The following is a 25,953-nucleotide window of genomic DNA, read 5'->3' as shown; positions in this document are numbered from 1 at the left end:
GATGTCTGAAATGAGGTAGGCGATAGCCGGACCTCGTTCTCCCAGAACCGGCCTCCCAGCTCTTAACCCCACTACCTTCAAAAAATGGTTTCCTTCCTTCAAAACCCAGAAGGTACTAAAAGGCCTCTTATCAATAGTTCCTATGGGACGGCCATCAACATACCAGGTCACAGCAGAGATATCCTCACTCGCATCCACGGCTAATTCTAACTGCTGATATCGGAGAGGAATGGTGGGGTCCAGGACGAATCTATCCCCATCCTGGGGGTTGGTGATCTCCACAATCTGGGCCTCTTGAGACTCCTCACTATCCATAGTCTCCTTCCAGCTCCTGGATTGGAAACTATCATAGGTCGTGTAGGTGCTGTGCATAGAACAAACTTCCCTGGGTTCAGTACCCTTTATGAATTTCTCTCTCAGAGTAATCTGGCAGTTTGGACCAGGTAGGAGCCCGGAGAGCGGGCAAATTTCTACCTCCACAATATCCTCAGGCTTTTGGAAGCCCCATCCCGACTTGCCTTTCAGGACAAACTCCATAAAATCATGCCAGATGGGGGCAGCGCCAGTAATGCCCGACACCCTCTTCATGGGCGCATTATCCGAGTTACCCACCCACACTCCGGTTACCAGCTCTGGAGTATAGCCCACGGCCCAGTTGTCTCGATAGTCGGTAGTAGTACCGGTCTTGGCCGCTGCTGGAAAGCTGAGCTTGAGGGGACTATTGGGTCCAAAGGAAGGTATGCGAGCAGAATTGTCGGAAAGGATGTCTGAAATGAGGTAGGCGATAGCCGGACCTCGTTCTCCCAGAACCGGCCTCAGGACAGGAGTTTGCTGAAAGAGAATATTGCCCTGGCTGTCCACTATTTTAGAGATGGCAAAGGGCTCCGCCCTGACTCCTCTGTTGGCAAGAGCTCCATAGGCAGATACCAGATCCAGAAGTCTTACTTCTCCCCCACCCAGGGTTACCGATAGCCAGTACTTATCATTGTGGAAAGTGGTGATGCCCATTTCTCTGGCCGTGGTGAGAAAGGCGGGCATCCCAATATGGTGGAGAACCTTTACGGCAGGCACGTTATAGGAGTTAGCCAGAGCCTCTCGCACCCGCACCGGACCATGGAATTTGCCATCATAGTTTAGAGGTAGATAAATCTCTCCCTGCTCGGATGTGAATACTGCTCGCTCATCCTCGATTACTGTGGCCGGAGTGTAGTCCTTCTCGAAGGCGGCAGCATAGGTAATAGGTTTTATGGCTGAGCCTGGCTGTCTTTTGGCCAGGGCCATGTTGACAGCTCCATCAATAGCTTCATCAAAATAGTCCAGACTCCCCAACATGACCAGGATCTCTCCGGTTCTGGGATCGAGGGCTACCACTGAGGCATTGGTAAGGGAGTGATCACTTAGTTCGGCAACATGACGTCGAGCAATATTCTGGGCTTCCTCCTGGAGATCCAGATCCAGAGTGGTATATATCTTCAGTCCCGCGGAGGCGATAAATTGCTCAGAATACTTTCCCCACAATTGGTCCAGCACGAACTGGACAAAATGAGGAGCCCGGATGTCATACCTGGCTTCCCGCAGGGTTAGTTTCTCCGCCTTGGCCGAGGCGGCCTGGGCTTCGGTAATAAAACCAGCCTTGACCATCAGATCGAGGATGGATTCTTGTCTCCTCTTGACGGCAGGGAAATTCTCAAAGGGGTTGTTCCTGGAAGGGGACTGAAGGATGCCGGCCAGCAGAGCGCACTCCGCCAGATCCAGATCCTTCACATGTTTCCCAAAATAAGAGAGAGCCGCTGCTTCCACCCCATAAGAGAAGTTGCCGTAGTACATCTCGTTCAAGTACATTTCCAGGATCTGATCTTTGGTGTATCTTCTGGACATCTCCAGAGCCAGAATTGCTTCCTTGATTTTCCTGGTCAAGGAAGGAGAAGAGGCTTCCTGGAAAGAGAGGAATTTGTTTCGGACCAGTTGTTGGGTAATGGTGCTCCCACCAAAGAGCACTCGGCCATGGAGACGATTCAAGAGAGCAGCTCTGATGATCCCCACGGGATCTATGCCGGGATTATCATAGAAACTGACATCCTCGGCCGCCAGGGTTGCCTCCTTCGCCCAGATGGGGATCTCCTGCAGACTTACCGGAGTATGCTTTCCTGAGCGGGGATTCAATATCTCGTAGAGGAGCTTTCCCTTGCGGTCAAAGATCTTGGTAGACTCGATCTCAGAACTGGCCTCCCGTTCCAATGAGACCAACCCGGATGAGACCATCCCGCCCAAATAAAAAAGACCCCCTATTATCACTACAAGGGAGGCTCCCAGGATTGCTAACAGTAGTTTAGACCTTCTGGAAATGTGGCTGGCCAGCCACGCCCTCCTGGTGCGCCTGGCCAGTCGTATCCTGGTCATGTTTGGCCTCTTACTCACGCTTTCTTCGCCTCATAACCCGCATAGTCATTCTCGGCCCCGCATATGTTGTTCTCCCTCATTGAGGCCACCGTCTATTTTAACTGGTTACCGCCTTGGCCATCTCTCCAAAAGATACGGTTTGAGCCTTTCAAAGACGCTGGCGCACCCATCCACAAAAGCATCAGCCAGTTCATCCGACAAAATGGCCATTTCTTTGGCAAAGGAGGCCGTTCTGCCCTGATAAAGAGGGATCATAGACTCCAGAAGGGAATCGTGGTCCTCCTTGGGCACCCAACAATAGTATACAGCAAAGTCGAAAACCGCCCTAGCCCAGAGGTCCATTGGGAATATAAACTTTTTGTAGTCCTTCTGACAGACTTGGCTCACCTCCTCATAATTCTCGGGGCTCAATACCTGCTTCCATATGTTATCTCCATAAATCTGGTATCCTTCCTTTAATTTGTTAAGCAGAACCAGAGGATGAATTTCTATATCCTCGATCTCGCTGAAGCGGTACTCGCCATAGATGTCCACAGGCTGACTATGTTTGATAATCAGCCACTTATGATCGTACCTCTTCATCAGCTCAAACATAGTGCCTACCATCTGCCGAAACATGGGACTGAGATCCCTGCTGGGCTTCTTAGGATCATGGATTTTGACGCCCAGGGCGGCCTGACATATGCGCAGGCCCTCACAGATAGCAGTAGTGGTCATCCAGATATCCACTCCAAATTTGGCTATGGAGGGATGACTCTCCCAAAACCTGTCCTGCCGGAGAATGCAGACCAGGCCTCGGGAAAGAGCGAAATCTCCTCCGATTGGCTGTCTGATTCTCTGGCCATAGAGGGCTCTGGTTACCGGGTAGACCAGGCTATTAGTAATAGTGGCATCATGCTTATCTCTTAGATAGAAGGGGGTCACATACCCATAGTTCTCCTGAAAAACCGGATATCCCAATTGCCTGGCCCAGTCCGGAGTAATACTCCGGGAATCGGCATCCGCAACGATACATATTCTGGCCTCAGTCTCTCTGGCCACCTCAAATATGGCCCGCAGGGCACTGCCTTTGCCGGAAGTTCCTTTGTAAAGGATAGCCATCCTGCATATTCGGTCCGGAACATCGGCGCTCAGGAAAGCCTCCGGGGTCCCGTCTTTTGATCCACCGTCAGAGTTGATCATCAGAACCTTTGCCCCCTGATAGTATTTGTCCATCCCAAAGCCCAGGGCTTCGGCTACTCCGGCGATAGTGGATGCATTGCCATAACTGGGGATTCCTACCACCACATCCACCGGTCCTAGCTTCCTTATGTCTCTGAGAACATTCTGGTCCAGAATCTCTGTTGTCATTGTCGGATGTCTTCAAAGCGGCAAGAACTCTACTCGATTAGCCAAATCTTCAGGCTCCCCAGCTTGAGCAATGATCTCCAGATCATTAATACAGGCACCAATCGAAATACGCAAGGGATGTGCATAGATAACTCCGCAAAAGAAAATGCCAGCCTCTTGTCTCCGTGTTGCCTCGGCCAGAAGGTCATCGTCATGAGTGAAGAGAACGCGCTTCAAGTCAGCAGCACGGTCTAATAACTTCGTATCAGAGAAGCCGACCGCCTTGTCCTCTTGTGCGGCAATTACATCCACGCCACGTATGCGCAGAGCCACAGTGATTGCCCGCGGTACGTGCTCGTCCAGATATAATGAGATAGGCATCAGAGCAGCCCTTTGGACTTCAACCTGGCAACCAGGGGCGACGGACCGCTCTGCTGGCGCAACTGCTCGACATATCGCAGGCGGCGCTCGATATCGTCATGCAGCTCGTCTGCATGGTCGGAATAGTACGCCAAGGCGGAATAGATCTGACCAAGTGTTAGATAGGGATGTTGAAAATGTACCTCTTCAGGGCTCCAACCATAGGCTATCTTTTCGACAACGAGTTCGATCACTTTCATAGTTGTCCCCGCAATGACCGCTACCCCTTTTTCGTCCAGGGCAATGTGTTCGTAATGGGTTTCGATTAAAGGCATTAGGGCACTCCTTGCTTCAAAACTTGACCTAGAAGGAATAGTAGTCGAAGATGCTTGACTATGTCAACCGATCGAGGCACACGGAAATATGGAAAGACGCTCATGGTATTATGGGATTGACAAGATTCCGAAAGCCTCCCAATGTTGTATTATCATCAGTTCCAGTCCAAGTGGTAGATTCATTCTTGACAGGTATATTTATCTCTTGTTATTATTAACTTACAAGATTAATAATTTTAAACTGTGGAAAATACTTCCATAAAAGATCTGGGGGATCTAAGATGCCAATAGTTAAGGTCAGGGAGAACTTCCAAATTACCCTGCCAGCGGCGATCAGGAAGAGGTTTAAGATAGCGGTGGGTGATTATGTCGAGGCAGAGGGTACCAGGGAGGGAATCATGATAAAGCCTGTCAAAATCATCCGGCCTGAGGAGGCCTGGTTTTATACTGAGGAGTGGCAAAAAGGTGAACAGGAGGCTGATGAGGCAATCGCTAAAGGAGAGGTGGTAGGTCCCTTTGAAAACACCAGGGATGCTCTCAACGCCTTAAAGAAGACTGAAGTATGAAGCTTCTTTTCACCAAACCATTTATCAGGGCCTACCGTGATTTGCCCCAGCGGATTCAAAGGCTAACCGATAAACAGCTGGGGCCTTTGCTTACCAACCCCCAACACCCTTCCCTATGGACTAAAAAGATGCAAGACCCCAGGGAGATATGGGAAGGGCGCATCACCCGTTCCTATCGATTTACCTTTCAGATCAAGGGAGACACCTATGTCCTTAGGAAAATCGGTACCCATGATCTTCTTAAACGCCCTTAAACTTAATTACTTAGAAAATAACTTAGAAAATAGGTCTTCAATCATGCAGCAGCCTCCAGAGGTTCGAGGGTCACTTTATAGCCCAGAGTTTCCAGGCGCTTGATATGGTGACGTTTTAGGTAGGTGAGATTTAATTGATCGAAATAGTTGGCCCCCAGTTCATGATAAGGAACCTTATCTTTGAGGATATGGTAGATAACGATGAGCAGGCTATGGGCCACAGCCACGATGGCTTTTTTCTTTCCCAGGCGGCGAACCAGGCGATGGTACTGGGCGTAAAAATAGCTTTCCTTGGTGCGCACCGCCGCCCAGGCTATTTCAATCAAGGCCCGGTACAACCAGCGATCTCCCTTGCGGATCTTGCCACTTTTGTGCTTGCCAGCGCTTTCATTATTAGAAGGGCAGATGCCAGCCCAGGAGGCCAGGTGACGATGGGTAGGAAAGCGGCTCATGTCCACTCCAATCTCAGCAATGATCATCTCAGCTGTCCTTTGACCCACCCCGGTGGTGGTACAGACCCGCTGGATGTCTTCGGAAAAAGGGGCCAGGCGGCTTTCCACCTCCCGGCTCACTTGCTCAATAGATTGCTCCAGAAAGTCCAGATGGGAGAGAATCTGCTCCAGCATAATAAAACCCTCCCTAATTACGATTTTCTTCGGATAGACGCACCCTTGGCAAAATTCTGTTAAGAATCTTACCCATTGTCCTGGTGTATGGTCCCTAACCGATCTCGACCATTTCCTCCTCTTTGATTTTACTATCAATCAGTTTGAAGACCCGCACTGTGGGCCTATCCCAATCGGACAGAGACACTATCAGATAATAGACATCTTCGTAGAAGACCTTTCTCAGATCGGTCGGGGAAGGAAAGGCTTCTGAGTGGGGGTGAGAGTGGTAAATCCCTACTATTTCTGTCCCATCCTTTTCCATCTGCTTATATACCTGCAATTGTTCTCTGGGGTCCATCAAATAGGTGGTCCTGCTTTTGTCCACGTTGGACATCTCATACACTTTCAGAGCCTCGTTATCTTTCCCTACCAAAAAACCACAGCATTCAAGAGGATGCTCCCGTCTGGCATGTTCTATTATTTGTTTAATGTGTTCTGGCCTGATCCGTAACATCCTTACTGGCTGATTAGTCCGCATACCCTATGGATATGATTAGTATTTCCCAAGGACACTCGACCCTCACTTCACCTTAATCCTACAACGTCATTTACCTGAATACCTACAATATGTTGTGGTTCAATTAAAGAAAATGCCCTACATATTGAACCAAGATTCTTAAGTATCGCTGTAGGGTTAATCCAAACATTACCAGGTCCATTCTCCCCGCGGAAGAGATACCCTGTTAGCCCGGGAGTCTGGTTGGAAGCCTCGTGACGAGAGAAAAAGTTGTGGCAAAACACTTTGTGGGGGAAGAGAAGTACTGTTTGGAGCTTCTACCCCTTGCTGAGCCTATCCCTCCACCACGGTACCCTCTACGGGATCCACCCTCACTCCCTTTTTCTGCAGCCAGTCAATAGCTCTCTCTATCTCTGTAGGCTGGCCATCAATTTCCAGAATAACCCACCCGGCATATTCGTCGATATTGGCCCTTCTTATGTTGGTAACCACCTGGAAATTCTGGCCCACCATATAGATTAGAGGTTCGGTAACTTTCTCTTTGGGAAAGGTTATTTTTACTCGCATACGGGACATCTGTGCTCCTCTCCTCCACTGCAACTGACTCTGCATCTCTTAGTCTATAAATCTGGTTATCTGCCTACTCCGAACGGAGGGCAGGGGATGCCTTTCCGCTCTTATCTTCTGTATGGGCAGGACCGAGGCTTGATTGATTTTCCTCTGCCCCATCCCTCCTACTCAGGTAAGACAATATGCTGACTGTCGCTGACAACTTGCTCCTGGGTAAAATCCGCCATGCTCAGTCTTCCAGCTCTTTGACCTCTATACCCAGAGCTTTGAGGTACTGGATGGATTTGTCTATCTCCTCTTGCTCTCCATCCAACTCCAGAATCACCCAGCCTTTGCTCTCGTTGACATCAGCCCTGAAAATATTGGTCACCACCCGGAACTTCTTGCCCACCTGGTAGATAACCGGCTCTTTTATCAGTCTTTCGGGGAAGATGAGTTCGACTTTCTTTCTGAGCATTTTTCCCTTCTTTCCTCGGGAACCTCTCTAATGAATTTTAGCAGATAGTCCCCCTTTAGAACACGGCCTCCGCATGACAATTAGCTTAGCCCTACAACGTCATTTACCTGAATACCTACAATATGTTGTGGTTCAATTAAAGAAATTGCCCTACATATTGAACCAAGATTCTTAAGTATCGCTGTAGGGTTAGGATTGATTGCTTTTATCAGACCCCTCACTTCCTCCATTTCCCACATACAGAACATTGATTATCAAATCCTGTTTTCACCTTCCCCATCTCATAAGAGAGGAGATCAACAATAAGAAGCTCTCCTCTAAGGGTCCCGGGGAGGCCCACTATGTTCTTTATAGTCTCGGTCGCCTCGAGAAGGCCGAGAACGCCTGGTGTGACCCCGATTATGGGAAAGAAGGGTTCCGGAGGTGGCGACTCCGGAAAAATGCAGCGAAGGCAAGGGGTCTTGCCGGGTATTATGGATGTGAGCTGTCCGTAAAAGCCATGGACAGCCGCATAAACCATCGGCCGCCCCGTCTCGATACAGAACCTGTTCAGGAGGAGCCTTGATTCGAAATTGTCGAGACAGTCGACCACCATATCGGTTTCTCCAAAGAACTCCTCGATGTTATCCTCCGTAACCATGGCCGTATGGGCCTCCACCACAATATCCCTATTGAAGTTGGAAAGCTTGTATTTAGCTGACTCAGCCTTGCTCACCCCCTCTGTAACATCCTTCTCCCAATGTAACACCTGCCGGTTAAGGTTGCTGAGGTCCGGCTTCTGGCTGTCGACCAGAACAAGCCTCCCCACTCCGGCCGCAGCAAAGTAGAGAGAGGTTATAGTTCCAAGGCCACCGCAACCGAAAACCCCAACTGTGGAACTCTTGAGCCTTTCCTGTCCCTCCTCCCCAAGCCTGTCCATTAATATCTGCCTGCTATATCTCTCGCGGTCCCGGTCTGTTAACATCTAGACTCCCTCCTTCTCTTCTATCTTTAGCATCTTGCCGGTCTCAAACCGCAGAACTCTTCGTAGTCGATCAATTCGGTAATGGTGGGATTATCCCCGCAGACCGGACAGTCGGGATCCCGGCGTATCTTCAGGATTCGAAACTCCGTCGCCAGGGCGTCATAGAGAAGTAGCCTGCCTATAAGAGGCTCGCCGATCTCCAGGATCAATTTAAGAGCTTCCATAGCCTGAATGGACCCGATGATCCCTGGCAGCACCCCTAGCACTCCTGCTTCCTGGCAGGAGGGAACCATGCCCGGAGGTGGCGGCTCCGGATAAAGGCAGCGGTAGCAGGGGCCGACGTGAGGTTTAAATACCGTAGCCTGACCTTCGAAGACGAAGATGCTCCCGTCCACGATGGTCTTGTCAGCCAAAACACAGGCATCGTTGAGAAGATAGCGAGTGGGGAAGTTATCGCAGCCATTAACTACCAGATCGTAGTCTTCGATAATCTCCATTACGTTGTCTGAAGTAAGAGAGGTCTGGTAGGGAACCACTTCCACATCCGGATTGAGTTCAATGATTCTGTCCCTGGCCGAGTGAGTCTTGGGTCGACCTATATCTGCGGTGCGATGGAGGATCTGGCGCTGCAAATTACTCAGGTCCACCTCGTCCTGATCCACAATCCCTAGCCTGCCCACTCCGGCCGCTGCCAGATAATATCCTGCCGGGGAGCCCAGGCCACCAGCTCCGATCAGAAGGACCTTGCTCTCCCTGATCTTCTTCTGTCCCTTGCCTCCTACCTGGGGAAGAACTATGTGACGGCTATACCTTATTATCTGGTCTTCTGTAAAATCTGCCACCTGGACTCCTGCTCCTCATATAACATCTGAAGGGTGTCTTTAAAGAGATCCACCGGCCACAGCCGGGATTATAGAAATCTCATCTCCATCTTTCACTGTAGTATTCAGCCCCTCCAGAAAGCGAACATCCTCCTCGTTAAGGAAGATGTTAATGAACCGACGAAGTTCCCCTTTCTCGTCATAAAGCCTCTCCTTGAAGCCGGGGAAGTTTCTCTCCAGGTCGGCCAGGACCTCGCCAACAGTAAAGCCCTCTGCTTCCACCTGGCTTTGCTTATTGGTCAGTCTCTGGAGAGGGGTGGGAATCTTGACCTTTACCGCCATTTTGCCTCCTTGGTTTGGTTGGATTTTTGTCTATCAGCGTTCTTTTCTCTTCAAAAATATTTTTCCAGACTATAATACCTTTCTCCGGTGTCTGGGAGGATGACCACCACTTTCTTCCCCTTGCCCAATTCCTGGGCTACCTTTTGGGCCCCACAAACATTAGCTCCCGAAGATATTCCTACCAGAAGCGCTTCTTCCCGGGCCAGGCGCTTCATCATAAGATAGGCCTCTTCATCGGTTACGGTGATCACCTGATCGATGATCTCCGTGTTCAGCACATTGGGGATAAAACCAGCTCCAATACCCTGAATTAGATGGGAGCCCGGCTCTCCTCCAGAGAGGACCGGTGAGCCGGCGGGCTCCACGCCTACAATTCTTACCTCGGGATAATTCTCCTTTAATACCTCCCCCACCCCGGTGATAGTCCCTCCGGTTCCCACTCCGGCCACAAAAGCATCGATTCCCATCCCTTCCATGCTCTCCAGAATCTCCCTGGCTGTGGTCTTCCTGTGGATGTCGGGGTTGGCCGGGTTATTAAATTGCTGGGGCATAAAATAATCAGAATTGTCCCTCACCAGCTCCTCGGCTTTGACTATAGAGCCCCTCATTCCCTCTCCACTGGGAGTGAGAACGACCTGAGCGCCGTAGGAAGAGAGAAGAACTCGTCGCTCATAGGTCATATCTTCTGGGAGAACCAGGATCACCCTATATCCCTTCACAGCTCCCACCATAGCCAGGCCAATACCGGTGTTGCCGCTGGTAGGCTCCACGATGGTGGAGCCGGGTTTTAGCTTTCCTTCCTTCTCCGCCTCCTCGATCATACTCAGGGCAATTCTGTCCTTCACACTTCCAGCCGGATTAAAGTGTTCCAGCTTGGCGTAAATGGCCGCATCATTTGGGCCGGGTATTCTATTTAGCCTGACCATGGGGGTATGGCCTATGAGTTGTAGAATATTATCGTAGGGTTTCACGACATCCTTCTTTACATAACAGGCTCAGAAAGCCCCGCATTTTAATGCTGGGGATGAATGAGCCCTTATTTCCTTGTTCTTAATGTGCTATACTACTCATGGTACATTGACAATCTTGGAGGTTATGGCCACAATCCTGTGCCATGTAAAAGATTGTGGGTAAATGTCTGGTCAGCTAAAAGCGACTGCCTGGACTTAAAAGTATCAGGGAGCAATCCCTGTAGTCGCAGCTATGGCACCTGCCTCAGGTGTTAGATTCAACTGGCACCTGTGTTGCTCAGTCATCTGAGAATCTCCCGACTTTAGTCGTGGAGAGTGTCAATTCCAATTCTATCTACTCCTCCACTACTCTCACTTCGCAGTCCGCCCACCGGATTACTTCTTCTATCTCTTGATCAAAAAAGAACCTGGAAAGGCCGGGGCACCTGGCCCGGCACACTATCAGGAGATCTACCTGGTGGGCAGCGGCCATTTTCACCGATTCGCGACCGAAATCGCCCTGAACCACCCAGCTCTGGCAGAAAACACCTCTATCTTCAGCAAGTCTTTCGATCTCCTTCAGCTTTACCAGACCTCGATCCCGCTGTTCTTTCACAATGGTAGCTTTTAGCTCGCTGCTGGGTCGCTCTCCCATAAAGCCCACATCAGTCAGGTGGTCAAAGACGGTATCAGTAACCTTGGAATCCAGTATAAAAAGGGCCATCAGCTCCGTTTCTTGCTCCTCAGCCATACTTAAAGCCATGTCGATAGCCTTGTCGGACTGCCGGCTAGTCGAAAGAACCAGTAATATCCTTTCCAATCCCTACTCCTTCTCAAAAACTCCCGATGTTAATACCCAAGAACGGCCAGTAATGCCTGGCGAAGGTGATAAGTATTATCCAGGATAGGAGATCTAAAATCAATCCTGCAAAGAGGTATCAGGCTAGATCCAAGCCCCATCTTTCGTAAAGATTTCTCTCCAGTTTTGCAAAGATTAACTTGTCCACAACCAAACCAATGATAATTATTATGATCATCACTGCTATGACCTGACTCATGTCATTCAATTCCCTGCCCATCATCAGAAGAAATCCTAGACCCAGACTGACGAAAAGCAACTCTCCCGCCATTAAGGAGCGCCAGGCCCAGGACCAGCCCTGCTTCAATCCGACTACAATGGAGGGAAGCGCCGCTGGGATTATGACCTGGAGAAATAACTGGTACCCCTGGGCTCCCCTATTCCTGCCAGCTTTAAGGTATAATGGCGGAACGCCCTTTACTCCTGAATATGTACCGATGGTAATGGAGAAGACAGCACCCATGATTACAACAAAAATAATAGCTTTCTCGTTTAATCCAAACCAAAGTAGTGCCAGAGGTAGCCAGGTTATGCTCGGCAAGGTCTGAAGTCCCAGCACCAGGGAGCCCACGGTTTCGTCAAGTAATTTTACCCTTCCAATCAATAAACCGAGAAGTATTCCAGCTATTACGGATATTCCATAACCTATGGTAATCCTCCGCATGCTAATGGCTATGCCAATAAGAAAAGTTCGATCCATAAATCCATTAACCAGAGTTTGAAGCACGCTTAGGGGAGCTGGAAACAAAAATTCTTCCCAAATATGTAGTCTAAATACCATCTCCCAAATTGCGATCAGAAGAGCGTAGAAGATGATTCGCCGAAGAAATCCATTCATTGCCTAACTCCTCCCTTACAAACTTCTCTATTTCAACCTTCAATTCCTTAAGAATTGGCTTCGCAATTTCCATTAACCCTACAGCGATACTTAAGAATCTTGGTTCAATATGTAGGGCAATTTCTTTAATTGAACCAGAACATATTGTATGTATTCAGGTAAATGACGTTGTAGGGTTAACCATGGGTCTTCTATATGTCTGGGCCTGGGGTATTCTACTCTGAGCTCTTTCTTGATCCTGCCTGGACGGGCAGAAAAGACCAGAACTCTGTCACCCAGACAGACTGCCTCTCTCACATTGTGAGTTACAAAAATGATGGTCTTCCGGGTTTCTTTCCATATATGCTGGAGTTCGTCACGCAGTAGATCTCCGGTCTGGGCATCCAGAGCCACAAAGGGTTCGTCCATTAGTAGTATCTCCGGGTCCATCGCCAGGGCCCTGGCCAGAGCCACTCTCTGTTTCATTCCTCCTGACAACTGGTACACGTAGGCATCCTTAAATTTCGAAAGGTGTACCATTTTCAAATATTCCAGAGCAAGCCCTTCCCTTGTTTTCCTATCTATTTTCAACATCTTAAGTCCAAACTCCACATTTTTTATTACAGTCAGCCAGGGGAAAAGGGCTAATTCCTGGAAGATGAGCACCCGATCTGTCCCTGGACCGGTAACTTTGTGGCCATTAGAAAAGATTTCACCGCTATCGGGCTCTTCAAGACCAGCAATTATGTTAAGAAGGGTGGATTTGCCGCATCCCGAAGGGCCCACCAGACAAAGGAACTCCCCCTCCTCGACTCCTAAATCAATGTCCTCAAGAACCTTCAGCTCCACCCCTTTAGTATGAAATGTCTTGGAGACGTTTTTTAGTTGAAGCTTTGGCAATTCCCTTTTTAAATACATTACCTTATCGGCTCCAAATTCCTTTCCTCTAATATTTGGTTCAAAAGGGAGAGATCATATATACCAGAAAGGTCTGGCTTCTCTTTTCCCAGGAAGCCCGCCTCATAAGCCCACAAGGCTGAGGTAAATAGGGAGCTCTTGATGGGATCGTAGGTCACCTCTATCCTTGAAAAAGCGTCATCGAGAACATCTTCCCTCAGGGCCTTACCGGCAAGCCTTTTGATTTCAGCATTCAGCATCTTTTTGGCTTCCTCAGGATGATTGTTGATCCACCGGGTCAGGTCCACATGCACTTCCAGCCACTTCTTGACTAGCTCAGGATGTTCCTCTAAAAATTCCGTTCTGGCTATCACATTGGTCGTGTTGAATTTACCTTCTGGCCAAATGGAGCGCTCATCCAGGAAGAGCTTGCCCCCAGCCTCTTTTATCAGTCGAGCTCCCCAGGGTTCTGGCACCCATGCCCCATCAATGTCTCCTTTTAGAAACAGAGTAAGGATGTCCGGATTTGCAACAGGGAGCGCCTGGACTGTACCTCCCTTTTCTGAGGGACTAAGTCCAGCTGCTTTCAGGAAAGCTCGCAAGGCAATATCCTGGGTATTCCCCAGTTGGGGAGAGGCAATCTTCTTGCCATTTAGATCCTCAACGGTATTAATGTTCGCATCAGGCCTTACCACAAACACTGCACCACCGCTGCTTGCCCCAGCCACAATTCTCAGTGCCTTACCCTGTGATCTCACATACCCATTAATGGCCGGATTAGGTCCAATATAGGCAAGGTCTATCCCCCCAGCAAAGAGCGCTTCGATAACCGAAGGACCCGCATTAAACACTTTGACCTCAACAGTAACATCGGGTCCCAGGGCCTCCTGGAAAGCATCATTGGCTACTCCGATAACGGCCTGGGAATGAGTGATATTAGGAAAATATCCTATCCGAACAGTCACATTGTTGCTATCAGCTCTTCCGCAACCTATCATCAGGCCACTCAGAAGCGCTCCCAATATTAGTAAGATATTTATCGTCGATTTTCTCATGAATGGTATTCCTCCTTTTGCGCTCTGGCCCATTCTATCAGCACCGCTGCAATCTCCGGCCGGGTGAACTCAGGTGGAGGAACTTCCCCTCTCCTGAGCATCTCCCGAACTTTTGTTCCAGACAGTGAAACATGATCCTGGGACAGATGTGGGCAGGTTTTGTTAGATGTCATCTGTCCACACCGTCGGCAATAAAAGGTAAAATCAAAGAATAGCGGTGTTATTCCCAGCTCATCAGGACTGAACTCGTCAAAGATGTAGTGAGCATCGAAAGACCCATAATAGTCGCCCACACCAGCGTGGTCTCGTCCGACAATAAAATGGGTGCATCCATAATTCTTGCGCACAATGGCGTGAAAAATGGCCTCTTTAGGACCAGCATATCTCATCGCAGCCGGGAGAACTGCCATAAATACTCGATCCTTGGGGTAGTAATTCTCGAGCAACACCTCATAGCATTGCATCCTGACCTCTGCCGGAATGTCATCAGCTTTGGTCTCCCCGACTAAGGGGTGGAGGAGGAGCCCGTCAACGGTTTCCAGAGCACACTTCTGGATGTACTCGTGGGCCCGGTGAACCGGATTTCTGGTTTGAAAGCCGGCAATCCTCTTCCAGCCTCGTTCCCGAAATATTCTTCGAGTATCCTTTGGATCAAACCGATACTTTTCAAACTGTGTATGTTTGGAGCGCCGAAGTAAGCTGATCCTCCCACCCAAAAGAACTTCGCCACTCTGGTAGAGATAGGCTACACCCGGGTGTTTAGCGTCCTGGGTTCCATAGACCTGCAGTGCCTCTTGGTCCTTTTCAGCCAGGTATTTTTCCTCCAGATGCAGGACAGCTAAGATTTCACCTTCCCCGTCCTGGAGAGCGATGTCTTCACCTTCCTTCAAACCTTTTGCCTCATCTTTTATGACAGCCAGAATGATGGGAATCGTCCAGGGAAGACCGTTTTTGAGCCGCATATTGTGCAGGATACTGTGGTAGTCTTCCTTCCTGATGAATCCCTCCAGAGGGCTGAAGGCTCCCACCGCGATCATTTCGACGTCAGAAATTTGTCTGGAGTCTAACCTGATCTTCTTGAGACCTTTGACCCTTTGGTCAAGATGCGCCTTCTCGTCTCCGGCAATCTCTCGATTAATTAAGTTTCCACCATGTGGTGTAATCGTCTCTTTCATTTTTTAATATGCAGGCCACACTCTTTGTGCTCTGGATCCTCCCACCACCAGCGCCCGGCTCTAACGTCCTGGCCAGGCTTTATTGCTCTGGTGCAGGGTGCACATCCGATACTCGGATAATTCTGGTCGTGCAAAGCGTTATAAGGAACACCATTTTCTCTGATATAACTCCAGACCTGCTCTTCACTCCAATCAGCTAAAGGATTGATTTTAACAATTGAATTGTGAGACCTATCTATCTCCACTTTCTTGACTTCAGTTCGCGTGACCGACTGCTCCCTTCTCAAGCCGGTTATCCAGGCCGAGAGCTCTTTTAAAGCCCTCTTCAGCGGTTCAACCTTCCTGATCTCACAGCAGAGCTTCCTGAGCTCGACATTCTTATAAAAGAGATTGGGACCATACTTGGCGACCATATCCTCAACCGCTTCAGTATCGGGGTAGTAGATCTCGATTTTGAGGCCGTATTTGTCGCGGATCTTCTCCATCACATCGCAGGTCTCCTGAGGAAGCCTTCCTGTATCAAGGGTAAAAACTCGCGAGCGGCGATCGACCCTGGCCAGCATATCGATCAGAACAACATCCTCAGCCCCAAAGCTCGAGGCCAGAGCAACCCTGTCACCATAGGTCTTTAATGCCCACTCCAATACTTCTTTTGCCGTCTTAGCTTCTAAATCAGCAAACTCCTCAAACTGACCCATCAGCCATCTCCTTTCTCCATGACTACTCTGTACTCCGATAAAAACTCCTTGAAGCGTTCAAGGTACTTGGTGGTCCTGATCGGGAAATTTATTTAGTATTCTAGTAATCAATAGCTGGTATGTATTATATCTTTGTTCATCCTTAATGTCAAGTAGGCTTTTCGGATTAAATAAATGTTTATTAGCATTTTGGTAAGAAATGGCGAGCGGTTTGGTGTAGCCGAATTACTTACAAAAGGGGTTCCCGATTCTCATCCTTCGAGAGTGCGGCCCCCCAGATGACAAATTAGGTAAGATTGTTCTTGCTGTCCCTGTGTATCTTACGAGCTGAACAATTCTTCTGAGGCCGGGATAGGAGGGGGTGTTAACTGCGGTTCAAAATCCAGCCAGTTTTTCCAATTTAAGACCTAAGAATGCTTGGGATGCCTGCAAGAGAAAGGAATCAAAATAGTTAAGCCTGCTTCTACCAACAATATCTGAAACCGCCGAAGGCGAGGTAAGGAGTCAAGCAACCATAGAGTTCCGAACCCCGCCAAAATTTTTTCGCCAACTTAATACTGTATTTGATCCAGCCCCTCCTCAATTCCGAGACGTAGCAATCGACTAAAGACTGTTGGATCTAGTGTGTATACAATAGCAAACGAGGTAATAAATCACTGAGTGTCTTGCTCCTTCTCGTTTGAGAATGCATCCACGGAATCGTAAGTGGCGAAGAAACTCGTGTCGTTTCATTCAATAACAACGGTCTCCCGAATAGCGTCATCAGGAACACCCCGCAGGGTATCTTCTAACTTGTCCTGAAGAATAAGCTTGATAGCTTCTTTCAAACTTTCACGGCATTCCTCTAAGGTTTCTCCTTGCCCATTTGCTCCCGGAACCTCGGGACAGTATCCGATGTAGTATTTTCCCCTTTCTCATAAATTGCGGTTAATTGAGCTAACATGGTTACTACTTTCTTTTCTTTGAATTAAGCTTCCAATTTCACATAAGAGAATCGGTGTTTGTGAAGTGCCCCGAAGGGGCATTTGGGCAAACTCTGTTTGCCACAAACACCGTGTTAGGCGATGCGGCGGGCTCATCTTCAAGATGAAATCCCACCTCCTCCACCTTCGTTACTCTTTCCGCTCTTCCACCCAGTTCTTCCTTCAATTGAAATGCTATTGGGAGCATTTAATATTTTTCTCTCTAACTCGCAAACATCACTAAAAATACAATACTTGTCAGCCCTGAAAATCAATCTATCCTGTGGGATTAGACTTTCTAGTTTTTTCTCAGCTACTTCTTTCTCTGGTAGACAAAAGCGTTTGTTTGGGCGGCAGGCTATTTTGCCAAGCCTAAAGATGAGGTAGTCCATTGAGGCTGGGGTTGGAGGTCTATGATTATTATAAATTTTGCCCCATTCTTCCCATACTTTTCTCCATGCTTCGCGGTTTAGTCTATCTACCATCGAATACTGGTAACAAAAGACATCCAAGAAACTGGCAAGTAAAGGGATACGAAATTGAAGAATCCCTGTTCTCAAAGCCACTCTCATCGTATTTTTGTCGCTCATCACATCCAATTTCTCTATGTTCCTTTTGTATTTCCATACTCCTAAATCAGCCATATCTCTTAGGAGGGTGTCCAAAAACTAAGGGCATTTTGCCCAAGGTGGGGAATTACTCCTACATGAGATCTGATTTTGAGGTCAATGTGGGAAGTTTTATGCGAAATTAGCTCCTTTTTGGGGGCGAAGTGGGAGATGAGTTTTTGAAATTGGAGTTTTTAGACAGCCTCTTAGGAACATGTGAGCCTTCTTAGTAGAAAAACCATATCGTTCTTCGACTGTCAGTGCCTTGACAATCTCGACTATATCTCCATCGTGAACCTCATTAATTTTGTATGCCGATGAATCATATTTTTCTACCAGTAATCTTGCAGAATTCAACATCCAAGGCCTTCGTTTATCTCGCTGTGACTGTGCACCAAGAAAATTAAGAAGTTCATCTACCAACAAATCATTATTTTTGACCTTTTCGGGCTTAAAACAATTCGGGTGTCTCCTATAAAACTCAAAGGGATTACTTCTGGCGTGGACATCAATTCGGAAATATATTCCGAAGGTAAAGTCACTTTTAGAGCGTAAAGGAACTTAGATGACATATTCTGTTTTATGTTCACAGAGACATCTTTCGATAACTCTCATAAGTTCATTAAACTCATCCTCGTCCAGGCCGCTCCAATCTTCTTCAGTAATTGGTCCAATCTCCCACCCGAAACCATAATTGCTGTTCTGCGCAGACCAATGATGTGTTTTCCCTTTATATTCAACTTTGCCACCTGCAAGCCAATCGTCAAATTGATCACGCCGATATTTTGAGTCTATAGTTATAAAAAGTTTATCAGTCATGTCTACCTCCTATATTCACTTTTGAACGATAGTTAGTCACACAAGGCCTTCACCCCAAACTTTTCAAGAATATGCTTGCACCTTCCATACGCATCACGATACATAAGTAAATCACCACAGTTATCAATTTGATATGCTTCTCCGTCTCGAACCCCTACCTTTTTAAGCTCATATAGCATACCCCCATAATCTGCATAATCCGCAATCTCTGAAGTGTTTAAAATTACTACATCCCCATGTAAAGTTCTGCCCCTACTGCTTTGTAATTTCATATTTATACCTTTATACTTTTTATCTTGCCAAACACACAAATTGCTTTAGCCGTTCATCATGGATCAAAGCTGTATTATAAAGTTCTTCTAACTCCTCATAAAGCCTAAATAGAAATTTATCTTTGAACTCTCTGAATGGTGTCTGGCTTATATATTGACCAAACAAACCTCTCTCTTTTTCGCTGAGCCCAATAATAAAAAATAGAGTAGGAAATCTCCTTGGTATTTTTAACAGCCTGTCCAAGCCAGATTTTACCCTTGTTGTTCCCTCTACTTCAAAAGCATAAACTGGAAACAACCCATAATCATCTTCATCAAACCATAGGGTATCTATTTCTCTAATCTTTGCTAAGTTAGGGCCTTTAAAAATATTGGTGCAGTCGGATACAGTCACAAAATCACTTAAAGGTTTCCCTTGGAAGTTTCTACTAGTTTGGTCGTGTGGAGGCACATAAGTCTCATATCCGTAAATTTTCCCCAGCGTGACTAACATTCCTTGAGCGATCCCGTGGTCAATCTCTGGTTCTTCAGTAAAACCTTGAGCCTCAGGTCTTACTGAAATTTCTTCTACAACCCTATAAATACCGCTTTTTTCAGGTGGCACTGGTTCAAAAATCTTATATTGTCTTACAACTCGCCTAATAGTATCCCGCCAACTTGGATTGGTCTTAGTTTTTGGATGCCCTTCCACGATTTTATTAATCTCAGATAAATGACCTTGCCCGCCTAATTCTAATAAGGCATCCCTGACAACAGCTTTCCAAGTTAATTTTTGCTTGTCCATTTTAATTAGCATACCAGAATCCTGTAGTCTTGCAGTTATGTTGTCGTTTGATAACAAGTTCGCTTAATTTAAAGCCTGCATCCAAATAAACATTTATGAGTTTAAACCCTAGAGGAATTACGTGCTTCTTTCTCCTTGTATCTCCTATCAAAATAGCACATTGTCTCCCCGGCTTCAGCGCTCTGAAACTTTCTTTAGCAACTTTAGCCATTTCTTTTAAAAATCCATCAATATCAAAAAACGATAAATCGCCTTCTTTAGAATCTGTATAATGAAGAATGTTTGCATAGGGAGGATGAGCACAGATTAAATCTATAGAGTTATCTCCCTTGAAAATAACGCAATTTTCATGCGACGTGGTGCGGTGCGCCGCATGGGTGATTTGTAAGAATGATAAGTCTCTGGCATCGCCTACCAATAATTCAGGCTCAAGAATTTGAGGATGTTTTTTTTCGTCATTAAATGTAAGTTGTTGTAATAATGCATTAAAATCTACATTCTTTTTTGCTAGCTCGATAGCTTTATTGTTTATGTCAAAGGCTATGCAGCTTCTTCCCAAAAGTTTGCATTCTACAGCAGTTGTTCCAGCACCACAGAAATAATCCAAAACTAATTCAGCTGGGTTTGAATATTTGAGAATCACATTTCGAGGAATATAAGGAGACCAATTGCCTCGGTATTCTCCACTATGAGTTGCCCAATTACCCCGTTGCTTAAAACTCCAAACCGTAGTTTGTTCTTCTTTGAAATCTTTTGGATAAAGCGTTTTTATTTTTTTAGAAACTTTTAAAGCGCTGATATTGAGCCCTTGTGTTCTGGTAATAAGTCGTTCAATGTATCTAAATGTAACTCCATACTTCTGACCGATTTCCAAATCAGGAGTTCCCCTTGCTTTTTCTTGCAAAATTGTTTCTTGGAGTTCTTTTTCAGTTTTGAAACTTACTTTTTGATTAGACATTGTATATCACCTTTTATTAGGCCCGCCGTTTTGCCTAACTTGTCTTCCTCAGCCAGATCTGGAGCCTCTCCATAGTCTCCCACACGTTTGTCTTATTATATATAGTACATATAGCGGTGCCTGATTTCTCGTTTGATGCCCATATCCCTGGCCCGGCGGCAGAGTTCCTCCAAATTTAGAGCGTTGAAGTGGCTCTCCATCTTATCCTGAAGTTCCTGCCAGACCAGCTTGGCTACACAGCTTTCTTCCACACTGCATTCCTTGGTACTCCCTGGCTTTAGACAGGGAACTAACTCCAGAGGTCCCTCCAGAGTTTCTACAATCTGGCTGAGAGTGATCTCTCCGGCTGGCTTTTTCAAGGAGTAACCGCCCCGGGGCCCTCGCTTGGTTTCCAGAAGATCCGCTTTTTTGAGCTGATGGAAGATCTGCTCCAAATATCGAGGGGAGATCTTCTGTCTTTTGGAGATTTCCTTGATCTGGGCTGGACCTCCGCCTCCATGATAAGCCAGATCAAAGAGAGCTCGTACAGCATATTGGACTTTAGTGGTTATCTTCACGTCTTTCGACTCCTCCTGGTAAAAGCCGTTCCTGTTTGCCCTGGCGTAACGGGAATAATGGCGCAACTGCAAAAGCGAGATTTTGGATCAATTTGCCGTCCGATTTGGATTCCCAGGGTGGGGCCGAATACCGTAATTCGGCCCTTTTGGAGGGGACGCCAGATAGTTCCTTTCAAAAAATCCACTCCATGCTTTAAGGATAGAAATCTTTACCGAAAAAGTCAAGATAGAGAGACCGCGGATGGGTAAGCAAGAACAGACTTATTCCTATAAGCGATGGATTTCCGGAGATCTCTATGATGTCCTGGGAGTTTCGGGAGATATCTATGAGTCCCGCGCCCGCTCTTCACTTCGGGGGCTGCACCTGGCTATCGGTCTCCTGCATCCTTTTTCTGATGAACTCGTTCAGGGCTTCTGCGGGGATGCGCCAGGAGCTGCGGCCACCTCGGATCTTAAAACCCTTGAGATGTCCCTCCTTCAAGAGGCGCCACACATTGTCCAGGGAAAGTTGCAAAATCTCGGCCACCTGTTCCGCGGAGTAGAGGACGGGTGTAGCAGGTACCTGCTCGGGGGAGGTCATTTCCGCTACGAACCTCTCCAGCGCTTCCTCCCGTATTCTCAAAGATCTTCCCATGCGAACAGCAGGTATCTTCTTCAGCAGGACCAGGCGGGTAATCTCCTGCTCACTCATGCCCAGCACTTCCGAGGCTCTGGCAATGGTATAAAGGGCCGGCTGCTCCTCAAGTCCTATGGCACGAGCCTCAAATTCCTCTTCAATATCCCTTATAACCTCTTCTGAGCCCTCCCGTTGGGTCACTGGCGCCCCACCTCCTTGCTTTGCTTCTCCGTATCAGGGAATTTCCAGCCAGAAATCGAGACCATCGAAGACCCTATCTGAATTAGCCTGGTTCAAAAAGACTTTATCTAGATCGCTGATCTCCTTCTTGGTTCCTCCTCAACTTTTTTCGAACCCAGCTTTTTCTCTCCCCTATACCCAAGACATGGCTCATCAGGTCCAAAATTCCTCTTCCAAATACAGAGTTTTCAGAGGCAAACTGTCCTCGGGAGGCTATCTCGGCAATCTCAGCATCATAATAAATAACGGCGCCCAAAGGTATATCCAGATATTCAACTATCTCCTGAGGTGAGATCATTCCCCGGCCATCATAGTTATTTATAACCAGAAACGCTCTCTGGCCCTGGTCCAAAAAATGAAGCATCTCCTTGAGCCGGGCTACCGGCCCCAACTCCGGGGTAGAAATTAGAAGGATCAGGCTGGAAAGATTTAGCATTTCGAGCGTAATATTGCTGTAGTTATAGGGAAGGTCTACTATAATCATACCGTATCGCCTTTTGGCAACAGAGATAAGATCAGCCAGGGTATCCAGGTCAAATCTATCACTCTGCCTCAGGGTGGGAGGAGTCTGGACTATATCGAAGGTGGAGGCACTGCTTTTGACTACAAGCTCGCCGAAGCAACTCTTGCGGTCCTCCACAGCAGTAATAAACTTTCCTAAGTGGGGAATCTTGGGCAGTTGCCAGTTGATGCTCAGGTCGCTGGGCCCCTCGGCGAAATTCAAATCGATAAGCAGCGGGTTGAACTTGCGAAGATAATGAGCCAGATGGGCTGCCACGAGAGTTCTTCCCACTCCTCCTTTGGTGGAATAGACGGATATAACCTCCTGGTGGATGATCTTCTCTCTGACATCAGTCTCTCCCAATTCATTTCTGGAGACCTTTGAAGCCTGTGGCGCTAATACTTCCTCACTCCCTCTTTCCGGGCCACTGGAGCCGGACAGGGATTCTCTTTTCTGTTCTTCTGGCTGACGCCGGGCAAAAGGGTTAGCAAGTCTGCTCCATTTCTTTACCAGCAGAGAGTCATCCTTCCAGAAGTCATCCTCCTCCGTGACCTCTTGGTTACGCTGGGTAGAAGACAAGTCCACGGCTTTTGGGGCCAAATTTGGATCCAGACAGCGTGCTACTGCCTCTCGAATGGATTGAGGGGTCAGAGGAGCTGGCACAACCAGATCAGTCTTCCAGTGTCGGTCTATGAGCTGGGGATCTGGAGAGGTGAGCACAATTCTGGCATCAGTTCTTTTGGAGACGTACCTGGCGAAGTCTCTCGCTCCCTCTATCTCTGAGGAGAGGATAACCACATGAGGCCGGTACTCCCCTATTATGCTTCTGGCCGCCAGCAGGTTGGCAACGGGGATCACCTCCATATCCTTTTCGTCCACCACTCCTTTTCCCTCAAAAGCCGAAAGGTCCGGGTCGACGACCATGACTTTCTTAAATGCCATCCTCTCCCCAATTCTTACATGTTGCAATTATTATAGGTTAATATAGTATATTACGGGCCATTTGTCAATAATGCCATGCCTGACCTTTTCCCAAGGACAGGACACTTGCTATAAACTACCTGGCAAAGAATCAATTAGAACGGATAGCAATCTGCATATGGAGCTTCACCGGAAAGGCACCGCGGTCTACCAAGATTAAACGCTACCTAGGTCAGGCACTACTTAGATTAGACTAAAAGACTAGTATGCGTCAAGGATATTTTGGGTTGTGCTAATCCTGCAATTTTCAGATCGGCAGATCTCATGAAAGCTAAAGGCAGATAGGCCTAAGAGGCAAATTTTCTTAACTGCTCCATTACGTATTCTCTGATCTTTCTCGGCTCCGGAATGGGACTGATTATCTTTCCGTCCACGATAAAACACTCCAGAAGGTCGGTCAGAACGCCGCCACAGTCGCATCTTTCTCGCTCTTCTTTAATGGCGACTATCCAGTCCCGCCCGCAAGACTCGCAGCGAAGGACTTTCTTTTCCCCGGACATCTTTCCTCTCTTGGCCAGGAGCTTTCCCTCCACCTCTACAATATCCAAAGCAAAATCCAGGACTGGGGCGCTGCTAATAGAGGTTCCTACGCCAAAGGCATCAACCACATCTTTAAGCTCCAGAATGTCCTTCTCGTCAATTCCCCCGCTGACTAGAATCTTTACCGAATTATATCCTCTCAGATCTAGCTCCCATCGGACTTCCTGGATCAACTCGTGGAAATTGCCCCGGCGGGAGGAGGGAGTATCCAGCCTCACGGCGAAAAGCTTGTCTCCCAGAGCTTCAGCCACTCTTACGGCCTCGAACTTCTCATCGTTAAAAGTGTCAATCAAAGAAACCCGGTTTACCTTCTTATCAATAACTTCGTCAAAGGCTTTGGTAGCCTCCACCGTATCACCATAAATAAGCATGAGGGCATGGGGAATAGTACCCATAGGATCCAGACCGATAAGTTCCGCGCTTTTGATGACAGAGACGGCATCACAGCCACCGATGTAGGCATTCTTGTCAATCATGGGAGCAATGGCGGGATGCATACGCCTGGCTCCGAAGGAGACCACCAGCTTGTCGCCCGCAGCCACACGGCAGCGGGCTGCCTTGGAGGCAATACCGGAAGCCTGACAAAGAAGTCCCAACAGAGCCGTCTCGTAGACGCAAAACTCCGAGTACATGCCCTCGATAACCATGACCGGCTCTCGCACTCTAAACAGAGTACCCTCTTTCATGGACCTGACAGTAACCTTCAGGCCCTCCAAAAGACGGAGGGCCTCCTCCACCCCGGCCAGAACCCCCCACTCATAATTATCCCTGAAACTTTTAAGAAAGATCTCCGCCTTGACATACTTATCCATGTTTGTGGCTTTAATTATCTCTAGAGTTCTGGCAAGATAAACGTCGGTGATCTGGCCTTGCTTGATTTCCTCATCATTGGCCGTATAGAACATTTCTTTCCTCCTTGAAAATAACACAATTTTCATGCGATGTGGTGCGCCGCGGCGCATGGGCGATTCCTTTCTATGTCGGGATTGGGCAAGAGGGATTTTCCTTTCTCTGCGAGGATTCGAGAGGGGAAGGAATTGAAAGTTATCACACTATCCTGGCTTTCAGGTTAACTCCGTGATATGGTAGATTTCAGCATTCTGCACAAGCCTCTCAGGCTATCCTGGCCTTTAAGACATTTTCCATCTGCCGCAGAGCGAACTGGTGGTCCCCCTGGTCAAAGCCAGCTACACCGTCTTTCAGGATAGTGACCTCATACCCTCGCAGGACGGCATCCGAAGCAGTGTAGAGAATACAGATGTTGGTGACACATCCGGCCAACTTGAGCTTTCTGGCCCCCATTTCTTTCAGAACATCCTCTAAATTGGTGTTAAAAAACCCCGAATAGGTCTTTTTCTCGATAATTATGTCGCCTTCTTGGGGTCCAAGTTCCTCTACCACCCGGGCTCCCTCAGTACCCTTAACACAATGGGGTGGCCAGATCTGAAATTCCTTGTCGTCGGGATCATGGCTATCGCAGACGTAAATAACAGGAACACCTGCTCTGTGAGCATCGGCAATCTCTTTCTGAAGATAAGGGATGATCTTCCTGGTATCCGGAACTTCCAGAGGCGCGCCCTCTTTGACGAAATCGTTAAGCATGTCGATGACCAGCAGGACTTCCTCGGATTTCTTCATAGCTCTAGCTCACCTCTACGACCGGAACTCCATCTGCTTTTTGCGCAAGGATAATTATAGCACAGGAGAAAGCTGGTGGGGGGAGGAAAATAATTTTTATGACATAGTACTTGAGAAAATCTCCAAAAATCTTTTGGCTATAGCCTGGGAAATTGAAATCCTTTAGGGAAGATGGGGCGACAGAGCTCTCAATTGTCTTGACTTCAAGTGATTAGTGGTAGAATAAAACAAAAATGAATTTAGGAGATTTCAAATGAGTTATGACCCCGTAAAAATAACTGTTGAAGAAATCAAAGAAGTTCTGCCAAAACTTTCAAGACATCAGATCATCGAGTTGGATCAAAGAATACATGATTATTTAGAGACCTCTCTCCTGACCAAAGCCTCAGAGACAGCTTTCTCCGAATGGGAAGATCCTGAAGAAGATATCTATAATGCCGATGTATATTGACCTAAATGCTCGAGTTCTTTTATCTACGAAAGCCTGAATTAAGTGATTCTA

At 47.5% G+C, this 25,953-nt stretch carries 32 protein-coding genes and 1 pseudogene; 3 read left to right on the top strand and 30 right to left on the bottom strand.

The genetic code is table 11. The features are described from left to right. The 4 genes from HW443_RS02430 to HW443_RS02415 form a co-directional block, all read right to left on the bottom strand. Window positions 1–2,400: PBP1A family penicillin-binding protein (locus HW443_RS02430; protein WP_176237875.1), on the bottom strand; the 2,400-nt coding region annotated here is incomplete at its 3' end. A 105-nt stretch (window positions 2,401–2,505) separates the two neighbouring features. Further along, complete coding sequence (locus HW443_RS02425; RefSeq protein ID WP_176235222.1) at window positions 2,506–3,750, bottom strand: glycosyltransferase family protein; 1,245 nt, start codon at window positions 3,748–3,750, stop codon at window positions 2,506–2,508. Window positions 3,751–3,762: 12 nt separating this feature from the next. Then, a complete protein-coding gene (locus HW443_RS02420; protein WP_176235221.1) occupies window positions 3,763–4,110 on the bottom strand; it encodes a DUF5615 family PIN-like protein in 348 nt (115 codons plus the stop codon). Next, complete coding sequence (locus tag HW443_RS02415) at window positions 4,110–4,424, bottom strand: DUF433 domain-containing protein (protein WP_176233389.1); 315 nt, start codon at window positions 4,422–4,424, stop codon at window positions 4,110–4,112. Before HW443_RS02415 ends, HW443_RS02420 begins: the two co-directional genes overlap by 1 nt. Before the next feature lie 281 nt (window positions 4,425–4,705). Here HW443_RS02415 and HW443_RS02410 point away from each other — a divergent pair, with 281 nt between their 5' ends. Continuing rightward, window positions 4,706–4,990: an AbrB/MazE/SpoVT family DNA-binding domain-containing protein gene (locus HW443_RS02410; RefSeq protein WP_176235220.1), complete on the top strand. Its 285-nt coding sequence runs from the start codon at window positions 4,706–4,708 to the stop codon at window positions 4,988–4,990. Further along, window positions 4,987–5,244 (top strand): type II toxin-antitoxin system RelE family toxin, encoded by a 258-nt coding sequence (locus HW443_RS02405; RefSeq protein WP_176235219.1) that lies wholly within the window; start codon window positions 4,987–4,989, stop codon window positions 5,242–5,244. The genes HW443_RS02410 and HW443_RS02405 overlap by 4 nt, the downstream gene beginning before the upstream one ends. Before the next feature lie 41 nt (window positions 5,245–5,285). Here HW443_RS02405 and HW443_RS02400 read toward each other — a convergent pair whose 3' ends face one another. The 26 genes and pseudogenes from HW443_RS02400 to HW443_RS02275 form a co-directional block, all read right to left on the bottom strand. Continuing rightward, window positions 5,286–5,870, bottom strand: a complete 585-nt coding sequence (locus HW443_RS02400; protein ID WP_176235218.1) for a transposase — start codon at window positions 5,868–5,870, stop codon at window positions 5,286–5,288. 94 nt (window positions 5,871–5,964) lie between these two features. Then, a complete protein-coding gene (locus HW443_RS02395) occupies window positions 5,965–6,390 on the bottom strand; it encodes a Mov34/MPN/PAD-1 family protein (RefSeq protein WP_176235217.1) in 426 nt (141 codons plus the stop codon). A gap of 312 nt (window positions 6,391–6,702) precedes the next feature. Next, complete coding sequence (locus HW443_RS02390; RefSeq protein WP_176235216.1) at window positions 6,703–6,945, bottom strand: NIL domain-containing protein; 243 nt, start codon at window positions 6,943–6,945, stop codon at window positions 6,703–6,705. Between the two features lie 223 nt (window positions 6,946–7,168). Beyond that, complete coding sequence (locus tag HW443_RS02385) at window positions 7,169–7,396, bottom strand: NIL domain-containing protein (protein WP_176235215.1); 228 nt, start codon at window positions 7,394–7,396, stop codon at window positions 7,169–7,171. Between the two features lie 217 nt (window positions 7,397–7,613). Further along, window positions 7,614–8,360 carry a HesA/MoeB/ThiF family protein gene (locus HW443_RS02380; RefSeq protein WP_176235213.1) on the bottom strand — a complete coding sequence of 249 codons (747 nt, stop codon included), beginning with the start codon at window positions 8,358–8,360 and terminating at the stop codon, window positions 7,614–7,616. A gap of 26 nt (window positions 8,361–8,386) precedes the next feature. Continuing rightward, window positions 8,387–9,202, bottom strand: coding sequence for a molybdopterin-synthase adenylyltransferase MoeB (gene moeB, locus HW443_RS02375; RefSeq protein WP_176235212.1), 816 nt, complete (start codon window positions 9,200–9,202; stop codon window positions 8,387–8,389). A 39-nt stretch (window positions 9,203–9,241) separates the two neighbouring features. Continuing rightward, window positions 9,242–9,523 (bottom strand): ubiquitin-like small modifier protein 1, encoded by a 282-nt coding sequence (locus tag HW443_RS02370; protein WP_176226966.1) that lies wholly within the window; start codon window positions 9,521–9,523, stop codon window positions 9,242–9,244. Between the two features lie 50 nt (window positions 9,524–9,573). Further along, entirely contained in the window at window positions 9,574–10,494 is a 921-nt protein-coding gene (gene cysK, locus HW443_RS02365; RefSeq protein WP_176237874.1) for a cysteine synthase A, read from the bottom strand. Between the two features lie 334 nt (window positions 10,495–10,828). After that, window positions 10,829–11,293 carry a universal stress protein gene (locus tag HW443_RS02360; RefSeq protein WP_176237873.1) on the bottom strand — a complete coding sequence of 155 codons (465 nt, stop codon included), beginning with the start codon at window positions 11,291–11,293 and terminating at the stop codon, window positions 10,829–10,831. A gap of 118 nt (window positions 11,294–11,411) precedes the next feature. Then, window positions 11,412–12,170, bottom strand: coding sequence for an ABC transporter permease (locus HW443_RS02355; protein ID WP_176237172.1), 759 nt, complete (start codon window positions 12,168–12,170; stop codon window positions 11,412–11,414). Window positions 12,171–12,260: 90 nt separating this feature from the next. After that, complete coding sequence (locus HW443_RS02350; RefSeq protein ID WP_176235885.1) at window positions 12,261–13,067, bottom strand: ABC transporter ATP-binding protein; 807 nt, start codon at window positions 13,065–13,067, stop codon at window positions 12,261–12,263. Continuing rightward, window positions 13,067–14,101, bottom strand: coding sequence for an aliphatic sulfonate ABC transporter substrate-binding protein (locus HW443_RS02345; RefSeq protein WP_176235886.1), 1,035 nt, complete (start codon window positions 14,099–14,101; stop codon window positions 13,067–13,069). Before HW443_RS02345 ends, HW443_RS02350 begins: the two co-directional genes overlap by 1 nt. Continuing rightward, a complete protein-coding gene (gene sat / locus HW443_RS02340; RefSeq protein ID WP_176235887.1) occupies window positions 14,098–15,276 on the bottom strand; it encodes a sulfate adenylyltransferase in 1,179 nt (392 codons plus the stop codon). The genes HW443_RS02345 and sat overlap by 4 nt, the downstream gene beginning before the upstream one ends. Further along, a complete protein-coding gene (locus HW443_RS02335; protein ID WP_176235888.1) occupies window positions 15,273–15,974 on the bottom strand; it encodes a phosphoadenylyl-sulfate reductase in 702 nt (233 codons plus the stop codon). Before HW443_RS02335 ends, sat begins: the two co-directional genes overlap by 4 nt. Window positions 15,975–16,702: 728 nt before the next feature. Continuing rightward, window positions 16,703–16,917 (bottom strand): annotated as a pseudogene (locus HW443_RS13805) (type II toxin-antitoxin system HicB family antitoxin). A 138-nt stretch (window positions 16,918–17,055) separates the two neighbouring features. Continuing rightward, window positions 17,056–17,580, bottom strand: coding sequence for a hypothetical protein (locus HW443_RS02325; RefSeq protein WP_176235883.1), 525 nt, complete (start codon window positions 17,578–17,580; stop codon window positions 17,056–17,058). 96 nt (window positions 17,581–17,676) lie between these two features. Beyond that, window positions 17,677–17,970, bottom strand: a complete 294-nt coding sequence (locus HW443_RS02320; protein WP_176237278.1) for a hypothetical protein — start codon at window positions 17,968–17,970, stop codon at window positions 17,677–17,679. Window positions 17,971–18,105: 135 nt separating this feature from the next. Then, window positions 18,106–18,363, bottom strand: a complete 258-nt coding sequence (locus HW443_RS02315; protein WP_176232036.1) for a hypothetical protein — start codon at window positions 18,361–18,363, stop codon at window positions 18,106–18,108. 32 nt (window positions 18,364–18,395) lie between these two features. After that, window positions 18,396–18,635: a hypothetical protein gene (locus tag HW443_RS02310; protein WP_176232037.1), complete on the bottom strand. Its 240-nt coding sequence runs from the start codon at window positions 18,633–18,635 to the stop codon at window positions 18,396–18,398. A 19-nt stretch (window positions 18,636–18,654) separates the two neighbouring features. Beyond that, entirely contained in the window at window positions 18,655–19,431 is a 777-nt protein-coding gene (locus HW443_RS02305; RefSeq protein ID WP_176235356.1) for a hypothetical protein, read from the bottom strand. Continuing rightward, complete coding sequence (locus HW443_RS02300; protein ID WP_176231603.1) at window positions 19,421–20,377, bottom strand: TRM11 family SAM-dependent methyltransferase; 957 nt, start codon at window positions 20,375–20,377, stop codon at window positions 19,421–19,423. The genes HW443_RS02305 and HW443_RS02300 overlap by 11 nt, the downstream gene beginning before the upstream one ends. A gap of 95 nt (window positions 20,378–20,472) precedes the next feature. Continuing rightward, on the bottom strand, window positions 20,473–20,934 hold the full coding sequence (locus HW443_RS02295) for an RrF2 family transcriptional regulator (protein ID WP_176231602.1): 462 nt from the start codon (window positions 20,932–20,934) through the stop codon (window positions 20,473–20,475). Between the two features lie 346 nt (window positions 20,935–21,280). Continuing rightward, window positions 21,281–21,751, bottom strand: coding sequence for a helix-turn-helix domain-containing protein (locus HW443_RS02290; protein WP_176231601.1), 471 nt, complete (start codon window positions 21,749–21,751; stop codon window positions 21,281–21,283). 103 nt (window positions 21,752–21,854) lie between these two features. Further along, window positions 21,855–23,234, bottom strand: coding sequence for an AAA family ATPase (locus HW443_RS02285; RefSeq protein ID WP_176231600.1), 1,380 nt, complete (start codon window positions 23,232–23,234; stop codon window positions 21,855–21,857). Window positions 23,235–23,560: 326 nt separating this feature from the next. Further along, window positions 23,561–24,775: a nicotinate phosphoribosyltransferase gene (locus HW443_RS02280; RefSeq protein ID WP_246273306.1), complete on the bottom strand. Its 1,215-nt coding sequence runs from the start codon at window positions 24,773–24,775 to the stop codon at window positions 23,561–23,563. Between the two features lie 151 nt (window positions 24,776–24,926). Next, window positions 24,927–25,451 (bottom strand): cysteine hydrolase family protein, encoded by a 525-nt coding sequence (locus tag HW443_RS02275; RefSeq protein WP_176231599.1) that lies wholly within the window; start codon window positions 25,449–25,451, stop codon window positions 24,927–24,929. Window positions 25,452–25,704: 253 nt separating this feature from the next. On the opposite strand from HW443_RS02275, the gene HW443_RS02270 reads away from it, so the two are divergent. Beyond that, window positions 25,705–25,902, top strand: a complete 198-nt coding sequence (locus HW443_RS02270; RefSeq protein ID WP_176231598.1) for a hypothetical protein — start codon at window positions 25,705–25,707, stop codon at window positions 25,900–25,902. The last annotated feature ends 51 nt before the right edge of the window (window positions 25,903–25,953 follow it).

It is taken from the genome of Candidatus Hakubella thermalkaliphila (assembly GCF_013281975.1).
Taxonomy (GTDB): domain Bacteria; phylum Actinomycetota; class Humimicrobiia; order Hakubellales; family Hakubellaceae; genus Hakubella; species Hakubella thermalkaliphila.
The sequence above is the reverse complement of the archived record's forward strand: the minus strand, read 5'-3'. Positions and strand labels throughout refer to the sequence as shown.